8 protein-coding genes are annotated in these 11,757 nt (G+C 43.6%); 3 read left to right on the top strand and 5 right to left on the bottom strand.

Translation table 11 applies throughout. From position 1 onward, the window contains the following. Positions 1–84: 84 nt before the first annotated feature. Positions 85–375 carry a YerC/YecD family TrpR-related protein gene (locus NYR53_RS03630; protein WP_029198698.1) on the bottom strand — a complete coding sequence of 97 codons (291 nt, stop codon included), beginning with the start codon at positions 373–375 and terminating at the stop codon, positions 85–87. Positions 376–614: 239 nt separating this feature from the next. Here NYR53_RS03630 and NYR53_RS03625 point away from each other — a divergent pair, with 239 nt between their 5' ends. Then, on the top strand, positions 615–1,271 hold the full coding sequence (locus NYR53_RS03625) for an aminotransferase (protein ID WP_261303968.1): 657 nt from the start codon (positions 615–617) through the stop codon (positions 1,269–1,271). 47 nt (positions 1,272–1,318) lie between these two features. Here NYR53_RS03625 and NYR53_RS03620 read toward each other — a convergent pair whose 3' ends face one another. After that, positions 1,319–1,678 (bottom strand): Asp23/Gls24 family envelope stress response protein, encoded by a 360-nt coding sequence (locus NYR53_RS03620; protein ID WP_261303967.1) that lies wholly within the window; start codon positions 1,676–1,678, stop codon positions 1,319–1,321. 65 nt (positions 1,679–1,743) lie between these two features. Beyond that, on the bottom strand, positions 1,744–2,340 hold the full coding sequence (locus NYR53_RS03615) for a hypothetical protein (RefSeq protein WP_261303966.1): 597 nt from the start codon (positions 2,338–2,340) through the stop codon (positions 1,744–1,746). Between the two features lie 192 nt (positions 2,341–2,532). Here NYR53_RS03615 and NYR53_RS03610 point away from each other — a divergent pair, with 192 nt between their 5' ends. Both NYR53_RS03610 and NYR53_RS03605 read left to right on the top strand, forming a co-directional pair. Then, positions 2,533–2,859 (top strand): ArsR/SmtB family transcription factor, encoded by a 327-nt coding sequence (locus NYR53_RS03610; protein ID WP_261303965.1) that lies wholly within the window; start codon positions 2,533–2,535, stop codon positions 2,857–2,859. A 159-nt stretch (positions 2,860–3,018) separates the two neighbouring features. After that, the gene (locus NYR53_RS03605) at positions 3,019–4,746 is read left to right on the top strand and encodes a SulP family inorganic anion transporter (protein ID WP_261303964.1); all 1,728 of its coding nucleotides are present in this window, start codon (positions 3,019–3,021) and stop codon (positions 4,744–4,746) included. A gap of 82 nt (positions 4,747–4,828) precedes the next feature. Here the strand turns inward: NYR53_RS03605 and NYR53_RS03600 are convergent, their stop codons facing one another. Then, positions 4,829–10,312: an S-layer homology domain-containing protein gene (locus NYR53_RS03600; protein WP_261303963.1), complete on the bottom strand. Its 5,484-nt coding sequence runs from the start codon at positions 10,310–10,312 to the stop codon at positions 4,829–4,831. A gap of 39 nt (positions 10,313–10,351) precedes the next feature. Continuing rightward, complete coding sequence (locus NYR53_RS03595) at positions 10,352–11,452, bottom strand: HupE/UreJ family protein (protein WP_261303962.1); 1,101 nt, start codon at positions 11,450–11,452, stop codon at positions 10,352–10,354. Positions 11,453–11,757 lie beyond the last annotated feature (305 nt).

Genomic DNA, 11,757 nt, shown 5'->3' with positions numbered 1-11,757 from the left:
AATTGACCTGCAAATAAACAGGAAAAATCCCGCATTACGCAAGGTAACGCAGGATCTTGAATTATTTTCGAACAAACGACTTCATTAACGACCTAAACGATCCAGCGTCAGCACGTAGCCGTCGTTTCCGTAGTTCAGGCATCTTTTGACACGAGAAATGGTTGCTGTTGATGCGCCCGTCTCGGCTTCGATCTGGTTATACGTACAGCCCTTGCGCAGCATGCGAGCAACCTCTAGGCGTTGGGAAAGCGATTGAATCTCGTTCACTGTGCATAGGTCATCAAAAAAGACATAGCACTCTTCAATATCTTTGAGCGTCAGCACGGCTTCAAAAAGCTGGTCTATTGCTTTATCATTTAATTTTTTTAATTGCATAGGTTGTCAACTCCCGGTAGAAAAGCATGTTAGCTTATAAGATCAGTTTAAGCTCCTGTGTATCATTCGACACTTGACGAATAATTCCTTCCTTTAGCTTTGCGAAACGTTAAAATTTCTATGCGTTAATGAGGTGAATTTAGACAATTAACTAGACCCGTGACATTCGTCCATACCAACGGTAGGCAAGTGACATATCCTGTAGGAGACAAATCTGATATAAAGGATCGTGAATCCTAGTGACTAACCAAAGACAAATCATTGGTAATGGCGGTATTCGACCTGAGGTGCATACAAGAAGCTTAACTTTACCTCCGCAAATTGGCGATGGCGGCTTCGGGCAATATCCCGGCTTAGGCGGTGGAGGCAATCTATTTTCACAAGGCGGAGGATTTCCTACTCCTTTCGATGGAGGCGGCAATCTCTTCGGTGGCCCAAGCGGCGGTAATGCGGGTGGCGGATTGTTTGGTGGCGGCGGAGGTAATGCGGGCGGAGGATTTTTTGGCGGTGGTGCAAATCCTAGCGGCGCAGGTGGTGGCGGAGGAGGCGGTTTCCTCAGCAACCTCTTAGGCGGCGGTGGAGCTGCAGGTGGGGCCTCTTCTAACCCGCTTAGCGGCTTGAATATGAAGCAAATCTCCGGCTTCATTGAACGTATGGGTGGTATTGACGGCATCCTCGGCACCATGGGCAAGGTCCAGAAGTTCATGAGCACCTTTCAACAAATGGCTCCTATGGTGAAAACTATTTTGAGCTCGATTGGCAAAGGAAAAGTGAATTCATCGGCTGACTTGGAAGAAATCATTAAACCTAAACGCAAACGCCGTAAGAAATCAAGCTCAGGCCCTAGAAGAAAAGGCGTTTCCAAAACCGCCTTAACCAAGCGCAAACGCCGATAAAAGTAAAGAAAAATGAGCAGACCACAATCTGCTCATTTTTCTTTAATTCACAATTCCAATTCTTTCTTAACTGCTAGACTCTCTACTTTTACGTTTACTTCCATAACTCGAAGCCCCGTCATGTTTTCCACAGCTTCTCTAACGTTTTCTTGAAGATCACGGCATACCTGCTGAATATTAGTGCCGTAATTGATGATGACACGTAGTTGGATAGCGGCTTCCGACTCTATAACCTCGACTAAAACACCTTTTTTCGCATTTTTTCCGCTCAGGCGCTTCGTAAAGCCCTCGGAGATGCCGCCTGACATAGAAGCAATCCCAGGTGTATCTTGGGCGGCGAGCCCAGCTATGATAGAAATAACATCGTCGGATATACGTATTACTCCGTATTGTGATTTCTCGGGCAAATGAATCACTCCTACTTAGTTGATGGAAATTCTTTGTATTCCTTTAGACTAGGCTTGTTTGTTCCTTACACTTGAGCCGTTTTCTTTCCCCATTTGTGTAATTCAATGTTATTTATGGCTTGCCCAAACTCATGAAAGTCTTTGATTAGGTAATTGAGCCTCTTTATTAAGTGAGCAGCAATGTCCGAATGATCAGCAAATTCGATCTCATCAATAAGATCATCCAAATCCCTAGCCAATACAATGAAATCGAGATTGTTCTTATCTCTACTCAACTTACGTTTAAGATCATTCGCTAACGCTTCGCCCAGCTCTCTCATCATAGGAACTTCAAGATGTGTCGTCATTTTCACTATTGGAGGAGTAGAATCCTTTCGAAATTCAATACCAGGAACTTCATCCCAAAATGTATCCCAATCTTTCATCAATCCTGCTTTGTAAAATAATAATTTTAAGTATCCGCATAACCATGACGTGCAGCTTGTATTTCTATTCTGACAGCCCACACCGTCAACTAAGTGACTACAACCACGACAACAAGAACCGCTATTTTGAATGCATACTTTACAAATATGGTCTGCCCCTAATCCATTTAAATGTCGCATGCCATAGTCGATAAGGTACCTTCTTGTAGCTATATACAATTCGTCACCAACGAGCATTCAGCCCCAACCTTTATTCTCGTATTTTCAAATAACAATATATTTGATTTTTTGAATATTTATAATTTATACTATAACTGAAAAGTATTTAATATTGCAAAAGGATTTTTACTTGCTTCCATGCTTTCCAACTTGTGATATGATATTCTATATATTCAAATGTTCGAATATTAATATGTAGGGGAGAACGCTATGTATCAAGAAATACAGCATTTTAAAGCGGATTTTTTCAAGGCGTTAGCGCACCCACTGCGTATAAGAATCCTTGAAGTTTTAGTTCATGGCGACAAAACCGTTAATGAGATACAAACGATATTGGGCAGTGAAGGTTCTGCCGTTTCACAACAATTAGCCGTATTAAGAAATAAAAACGTAGTTCGTGGAATTAAAGACGGAACCTCTGTTGTATACTCGCTAACTGACCCATTAATTAAAGACTTGCTTACGGTTGCCAAGCAGATTTTTGACAATCATCTTGTGAATGCTATTTCAATGTTAGAAAATATAAAAAATCAGTAATTCAAAAAAGGAGTGAATCGGGTTGTAGTTCTCGATTTACTCCCTTTTTTGTTTATTTCCCTTGTTTATCTAGAAATATCAAATTGACACCTAATACCTTTGGATATATGATTTTATATATATTCAAATAATCAATTATTTAGGCTGGTGAGATTAGATATGAAACCTTCTTTTAGTGGCAGATTCCAAGGCTATAATGGAAAAAAATTTCAAAAAGACTTGATTTCAGGTCTGATCGTAGGTATTGTCGCCATTCCATTAGGAATGGCGTTTGCAATTGCTTCAGGCGTAAAGCCGGAATACGGATTATATACTACGTTTGTAGCAGGCATACTAATCTCATTATTTGGTGGTTCTAAATTTCAAATCGGCGGTCCTACCGGAGCATTTATACCCATTTTATTTGCGATAGTGATGCAGTATGGCTACGAAAACTTGCTTATTGCAGGTTTTATGGCAGGTGTCATTTTGCTATTCATGGGGATTTTTAAATTAGGTGGCGTCATTAAATTTATTCCACGTCCTGTCACCATAGGTTTTACCACAGGAATTGCTGTTACGATCTTCACAGGACAAATTGCTAATTTCCTTGGATTGCATAATCTTCAAAAACATCAAGAGTTTCTTTCCAATATGAAGGAATTAGGCATTCACATTTCAACCATCCATATGTACAGTCTCTTAACTGCTGTGATTTGTCTCGTGCTTATCATTCTGACACCAAAGCTGGTACCCAAAATTCCTGGTTCATTAGTGGGTTTATTGATTTCTACAGTTATCGCATCCCTATTCTATCCTGACAAAATCGCGACCATCGGTTCTACCTACGGCGCAATTCCAAATAGCTTGCCTAGCCTTCACTTGCCTGCACTCTCCATTGAACACATTCAATCTTTAATAAAACCCGCTTTGGTAATAGCCATGTTAGGCGGCATTGAATCCTTACTTTCAGCCGTAGTTGCTGATGGAATGGCAGGAACCAGACATAACAGCAATCGTGAATTGATTGGTCAAGGTATCGCGAATATGATAACGCCGTTGTTCGGGGGTATTCCTGCAACAGGGGCTATTGCACGAACTGCAACAAATATTAAAAGCGGAGCGGAGTCTCCCTTCTCTGGGGTCATTCACGGTATTGTTGTTCTGTTGGTTTTGTTCTTATTTGCTCCTTATGCATCGAATATTCCGCTTGCGAGTATGGCACCCATTTTAATGGTTGTTGCTTGGAATATGAGCGAACGCAAAGAGTTTGTACACGTTTTAAAAACCAAAACGGCAGAGTCATTCGTTCTGCTTATCACCTTTTTTCTAACTGTTTTTACAGATTTGACGACCGCTGTTGAAGTTGGATTAGTCTTGTCAGTCATTATTTTTGTGAAGCATATGAGCGGCCTTCTCATTACTGCAAAGGTGTTACCCGACCCTTCCGAGAAAAATGAAGAAGTAGCAGCACACATGGTTAATGAACAACATAATTGCCCTCAAATCAGTATCTACACCGTCGAAGGAGCTTTGTTCTTTGGGGTTGCAAATATGTTTGAGAAATCCATTATGGACGAAATCCATTACAAACCCAAAGTATTAATATTGAAAATGGGCAATGTTCCCTATATGGACACAACAGTCGAATCCAATTTATCCAGTATCGTCAAGCACTTTAACAAGCACGGTGGCACCGTAATCATTTCCGAAATACAAACCCAACCACGCGATATGCTTCGAAAAACAAGATTAGACGAATTCATTGGGCAGGAACACTTTTTCGAAAAAACTGGTGACGCGGTTAGCTTTGCATTAACCAAACTTAACCACTCTCAATGTCTTGGGTGTAAGCATTATGCGTTCCGTGAATGCTATCAACTATCAACCCGAGAGATTAATTTCTGATCAAAATAATTAGAAAGGGACTCCCGTCTTTTCAGACGAAGGAGCCCCTTCATTTTGTTCTACTTAGCTAATTTCAATGATCTTAAGATGATGTCAGAGTTTTCAAAAGAATTGTTACTGCTTCTGCTCTTGTTGTTTGGCCGGAAGGATCGAATTTATTCCCCTCTTTACCTTCTACAAGGCCAAGTTTCTTCAGTGATGTCACTGCGCTTTTCGCCCATGTAGGAATATCCTTATCGTCTGCGAAGCCTGCTGCGGCATTTGTATCGACTGACGGAGTCATCGCTTTGGCAAGCATAACTGCCATCTCTGCGCGTGTGATTTCTGCATTCGGACGGAACGTACCGTCCTCATATCCAGCAATGATACCTGCTTGCACCGCTTGTGCAACCGATTTCTGTGCCCAAGCTCCGATATTTGCTTTATCCGCGAATGTCAGTGCCGCTCCATTGCCTTGCGGTTTCAGCGTACTCATCAGCATCACTGCAAATTCTGCGCGGGTCACCGTATGATTCGGCTTAAATGTGCTGTCTGGATAACCGCTAACAATACCGAGGCTTATCCCCTGCTTGATGTTGGCCTCAGCCCAGTGTCCGGCGATATCGCTTAGGGTAATCATCGGCTTGGCAGGCTCCACTACGGATGAACCTACGGCCATTACCGCATACTTCGTAAAGTGATTAACCTCTACGGTGATGCGATTCCCATTAACCTTGCCGCCCTCGACTTCTACCCACACTTTTTTCACTTCGTCATAATAGAAGACAGATGCCTTTTGATCGCCCTTCAAGCTTGTCGGATCGAAAGTAAACGTCAACGTTACAGGTTTACTGAAGTTCTCTGAATAATTTTTGAGAATCTCATAGATCGGACTAGCTAGAACCTCATTATCCGTTAAAAGCTTCTGCGTCTCAGACAATTTTTCGATTGTTAATTTTAAATCTTTCATTGAAGCATCAGCCGGAATCAAGACTGTGACCGCATTTTCATAACTAACTTCGCCCGTTTTACCTGTTGGAAGCGTTAATTTACCATCCGTCGAGGTCACTTTATCGTCACTCGGAGTAGATGGCGACGACGGACTAGGTCCCGTTCCTGGATCGGTCACTATCGTTCCTGTTGTAAATTTCCAAATATCCGACTCCTTTCGGCCTCCATACATATCTGCTGCGACTGCATACCATTGGTAGTTGGTATTCGGAGTAAGATTGCGCCAGACAATGGATGCCTGCTGGCCGCTCTTCACATGCTCAACGCTTCCGATCGTATTGGACGTATACACGTTTACCCCGAAATAGTCCGTAGCCACACGTTTGGTTACCGATTGCAGATCCAAGCTAAGTGAAAACTCATCTTTACCAGGATGTTCAGCCGGTTCATAGTAGTTATAGTCATCCAAATGCGGTGAATAGGTCTTCATGTTGATTTTGCTGTTTTTCATATCAAACTGCATGAGTCGGATATAACCAAGTCCGCCTTCAGGCGCCCCTTGATAGTCAGCAAGCATTTGATACACGTTGCGGTCCGGTATGCCGTCCCCATTATCGTCAATCGGATCGACTTTCAATTCAGCATCGTGATAATGGCCGGAAAGGGCGGCAATGACGTTCTTATTCGGTTTGATGACCCGTTCGAACACTTTTTCCGCCATCGGTGCGCGGTTATTGGAAACAAGCATGAACTCATGGAAGTTCAAGATTGCCTTCCGGTTCGGGTATTTTTTCAAAACCTCGTTAATCCAGTCAATTTCTTTGTCACCATAACCCCAACCCATGTAAACAACGATAAAATCGTTGCCGTTCGAGGAAACTAGGTCATAATGACCGCGATTGTTATCGTAGGATTCGCCGTACGTCGGCTGACTCTTAAACCGATCTTCCCCAAACCATTTAGCGTAGTAGCTGTAATCATTGTTTTGATGACCCACGTCATGGTTACCAGCCAATACACCGTAAGGGATTTGCGCATTTTCCAAGACTTTCATATCTTTATCCGCTTCTACCCATTGGTATTCTTGGTCAGCATTATCGACAATGTCGCCGGTGTGAATGACATATTTAATTTTGTTATCTTCTTTGTGATCAGCGATCCACTTGACAATTTTTTGATAAATGTGAGGATAGCTTTTGGAGTAATATTGCGTATCCGACATCCATACAAATGAGAAATCGTAATTCGCTGGATCACTGCTGCTAATTGGATTTTGAGTGACGGCAATTTCATCCTGAACCATCACCTGGATCTTATGATTGTTGGCATAATCTCCAACAGTTACAGCCGCTTTCAGCTCGAAATCCTCACTACCCGCTATAACTGTCTTCAGTGGACTCCATGCTTGTCCGTCTGGACTCCATGCATACAAGCTGACTTTACGGCCTTCCAGCGACTTTCCTTTCCAGCTAATTTCTACTTTATCTGAGTTTTTAATCGAATGATCCAACGAAATCTCAAATCGCTGATACGGGAATTTATCATCGGAATCGTCTACGAGATACTTCCCATCAAGCGCTCTGATTTTCTCATAATCCTCTTTGACAAAGACTGACTCTCCCTCAGGTTTTTCCTGTTTAGGAGGCTCGGTGTCTGATGCACCGCGATATCCGGCGAATGGCCCCTGCGTACTTGCATCGTATTTGAAGCCTTGGTTGAATATCACGTTCATGTCGTCATTCATCGGATCCGTTACCTTAACGCTTAACCCCGCATTGCGGTCCACGCCAGCTGCGCCTTGACCTGGTGCAATCTGTACGGGCATATCCGGGATTTCATTCGGTACCTCGAAGTTGATCGTTGTATGCGTGATATTTCCTACTTTATCGGTTGCCTTAACGCTGAATACATGCTTACCGCCTTGAAGCTGTGCGGACGATGCCGTATTTGGCAAGGTGATCGGCTGTTCATCGAGTGTAGCTTCTACCTTATCTACCCCAGCCAGCGCATCGGATACTTGCGCATCCAACGTGAAGGCGCCGCGGTACATGACTCCTTCTTCAATAGAAGGCTTAATAACCGGAGCTGTGTTATCAACCGTCACCGTAGATGTAACTGTACCCACATTGGCGTTGCTTACTGAAATCTGATGATTGCCATCGCTCACGGATGCCGTATTCCAAACATAGGCTTTGGATGACATCTGGCTATCCGGAATGACGAAGTTAAAATCAACAACTGGATATTTGCCTTCGCTGTCGCCCATTTTAATCACTTTAGACGGATCGTTATATTTAGTATCATAAACAATCGTACCATCAGCAAACACAAGACGAACGTTTCTAACATCAAAATCATCTTTATTCTCTTCCGCACGATCGTCGAATGGCGAAGATTTAGAACCCGATCGGATCGAAATCACATTGCTGCCTTCCTTCAAGCGATCAGCCTGAATCGGAATCGATAACGTGGTGTAGCTTTCAATCGGGTCTTGGAAGATAGTGAGGATTTCCTGCCCCTGTGTGACTCCGTTTTTGAAATAGTAATCAACACCCGTTACATCGAATGCGAAATACGCATCATGTTCAATGGCATGAAAGGTAGATTCCGTCAGCTCGGTTCCATCCATCGCAAGCTTCAGGTCGGTCGAACTGAGCCCCTCGCCTGTTCCTTTGATGACCTTCGTTTTGGAGACCATTTCTCCGTCTTTCAAATTAAGGCGCAGGCTCGAATGATCCGATTGTCCTTGAATGGAAACCCGCTTCACGCCCGACGTGATCTCATTCGTGCCATCAGAGGCAACAAAGTAATAATCCAAGTAGGCATTACCAATAAGCTCTGGGGAATAGATCATATAATGGTATAACGTATCTGCGAAACTCTCTTTTAAATTCCGTTTAATATAATGAGACTGTTTTTCCGTCTTATAATAGAGAGTTACAGTTTTCACTGCGCTATCATCTTTCGCATCCCCGATGATTTCGAGATTCTTCGACTGATCAATGACGGTCTGTTTGGTCAAATCCGCCAGGGTAGGTTTGAGCGTATCTGGTGTCACTTTCACAGTCTGCCCAGGTATTTGAACCTGATCCAGTTTACCCGGCGTTGCGGCTGCAAGTGCCGAACTGTATTTAAGCATCGTCGTACTGCCATCAAACGGATAGGCATACAATATCCCTTTATTGGCCTTGGCATCGCCTGCCACGTAATAAGCTGACGAAATTTCGGTACCTGTATTCGTCGCAATCAGAAGGCCTCGATTGGAACCATTCGCCATACCGTCGCTGTGAACGCGTACAATATCGGTGCCTTCGACCAGATTGGTATTATAATTGGCATTGAAGTCAGCGACGGTAGAATTCGTATTCTGACTGTTGATGATCCAGAAGACAAGTGTGCCTTTCGAAGGAATGACCATGTCTTCTTTGTCTGCTGGCCAAGCGACATCCGCACTCGGTCCTGAATCGGTATAGCGGTAAACTAATTTATAGTCTTTAAAATTAACGGCTTGATCCGTATTATTATAAATCTCAATAAATTCATAGCCATCTAGCGAGCCCACATTAGTGGAATCCGGTACAATTTCTGTCACCAGAAGCGGAGGAACCTTCGAATAGTCGGAAGGATCGATTGTAACATCTACACTGTAAACGTTCGTTCTTACCGAATTAAAACCGTCATCAGCTTGTACGTAATACCTCAACTGACTCTCGCTCAGCTTCACCTTGGGAATGACAGCTTGATAATGGTTATTGCCTGTTACTGTCATAGGAACCGATTCATAATTGGTCTGAGATCCCATTTGATAGTACACAGCAGCGGATACTGTTTCATCTTGCTCTACATTGGAAATTTGTGCTTGCAGAATCAGATCGTTCCTTTGATCCGCTTGCGTAACCGGTGCGTGATCGATGACCGGAGGCTCAGAGAAGTTCAACGGTACGGGTGGAACTTGATTGGGATTCACAACTCCTGGTGTAGCAGCAGCCGGATTTGTATCGGCTCCTGAACCGGACATGACCATATTCTTCGTCCCATTCACTGGATATTGGTAAAAAATACCTTTATCCGGTTTCGTTTGATCATCGTTCTGATAACTTGCAACCACGATATCGCTTCCGGATTTCTCTTGAATTACCAGGTCTCTTGGGCTGCTGTTGTGCATTCCCCCTCCACCCTCTACACGGAACAAATTGACATTCTCCAGCAGGTTCGTGTGGTAGTTTGTGTTGAAGCCCGCTTCGGTCAAATCTTTGTTTTTAGTGTTCATAACCCACAGGACGATGGAAGATTGGGCGGGAATCGACATGCTCCCGTTTGGATTCCCGTTGTTATATGCCGGCCAAATAGCTTCAGTTCCGGGATAACGGTAGACCAGATTGTAATCTTTAAAGTCCAACACTTTGTTCGTATTGTTATAAATCTCAATAAATTCATAAGCATCGTAACTGATACCAGTAACATTGGTGGAATCCGGGACAAGCTCCGTAATCAACAGCTTAGGTACTTTTGAATAGTCGACAGTGCTGGTCTGTGCGCCGTTGTCCACAGCAATCGCCATCGGCGTCAACATGCTGAACAGCATCACAAATAAGGTCAAGCCTGAAATGATTCGTTTTAAGCTCTTGGTAACCAACTTTTAAACGCCCCCTCATCATTTAATGGTGTTAACTATTTATTGGGTGAGAACTCTCTCTATCAACCAGTAAAGCCCGAATACGCCGATAATCCCGGAAGCATATAAGTTCCAATTGATTTTCAATGGCATGCGGCGGATCAATAGGAGCACAGGAATCACAACCGCGACTACGACAAGCTGTCCAATTTCAACACCTAGGTTGAAAGAGAATAAAGGCAGCGCCATATGTCCGGACAGCGTCCCTCTCAGCACCTCTGCAAATCCGAAACCATGCACCAGTCCGAACAGCATCGTGACGACTACACGAGCACTCTCCTTTTTCTTCCATATATTTTCAGCTGCGATATATAGAATGCTAAGGGCAATTAAGGGTTCGACGATTTTGGGTGAGAGATAAGCGATCTCTAGGGAAGACAAAACAAGCGTAATACAATGACCTATTGTGAATGCCGTTATCAATTTAACAATTTTCCACACTCTTTGTTCAGCTGCCAGCAGCAGTCCAAATAGAAACAGCATGTGATCAAGCCCCGACCAAATGTGCTCCATCCCCATGAGGATGTAGGTCTTCAGCGTGCTCTGCCAAGAAGCATTTGAAGTATCTGCCATAGGTATTGCCACAGCTGGGGCTGACGCCATTTCTGGATTTCCTGCAGCGGGTCCTGGCCCTTGAATCTGCACAATATAATTCTGACTGCCGAGCACCTGCTCGATGGTCTGACCTCCGACATGAATGGTTGCATAGTTACTGTGATTGGGATCGATCCCGGTGTACCAGAAGAAATTATATTGCATGAGATAACGCTTCACAGTGGAAGCAAACTTATAGCGAATATCGATGCCGATCATCTCCATGCTGGCTCGCTTCTCATGCTTTGCGTTAACAATGACTCCTGCTCCAACTTTGCCATCCCCTGTAACGACTACACCGTCATTCACAAGCTTTGCAACTGTATCCAAGGAGCTAGACAATTGGTTATCGCTAATCTTGTCGCCCCCATCCGCTTTATCAGGGAAGATCTGAAGGAAGTCATGTTCCAATATAGAAAGGTGGTATTGTATCGTGTCCGAACCCACCTTGATATCGGAGTAACCGGTCGAGGAGAAATGCGCCCCTGCCGAACCGACTAAGTTCATGCACACAATAACTACCAAAACTAACACAAAGCAGCTTTTTTTGACGTTCAAAACGGTTCTATTATGCACGTGTTCCATTCATTCCTTTTCCCCTCATGTTCATTTGCACTTGCCCCTTTGAACCCTTGCCTGCCTCTCCTTCCCATGAGATTCGTTCATACCCTGCCCATCATATCCAGAACCCTGCACCTTGCCTATACACATCATTTCCGATCTTTTCCCATTGTTTCGATTCTTCTTTAAAGCTTTTATGAAGCGGAAAACAAGTAAAAGTGCGAAGGTTCCAAAAAAAAGCCCATACCCTA

The sequence above is a fragment of the Paenibacillus andongensis genome, from assembly GCF_025369935.1.
Lineage (GTDB): Bacteria > Bacillota > Bacilli > Paenibacillales > NBRC-103111 > Paenibacillus_E > Paenibacillus_E andongensis.
This window is presented reverse-complemented; position numbering and strand designations above follow the sequence as displayed.

Coding starts and splice junctions, on each gene's coding strand:
- NYR53_RS03630 (WP_029198698.1), bottom strand. CDS start 375: ATGCAATTAAAAAAATTAAATGATAAAGCAATAGACCAGCTTTTTGAA.
- NYR53_RS03615 (WP_261303966.1), bottom strand. CDS start 2,340: ATGCTCGTTGGTGACGAATTGTATATAGCTACAAGAAGGTACCTTATC.
- NYR53_RS03610 (WP_261303965.1), top strand. CDS start 2,533: ATGTATCAAGAAATACAGCATTTTAAAGCGGATTTTTTCAAGGCGTTA.
- NYR53_RS03605 (WP_261303964.1), top strand. CDS start 3,019: ATGAAACCTTCTTTTAGTGGCAGATTCCAAGGCTATAATGGAAAAAAA.
- NYR53_RS03595 (WP_261303962.1), bottom strand. CDS start 11,452: ATGAACTTAGTCGGTTCGGCAGGGGCGCATTTCTCCTCGACCGGTTAC.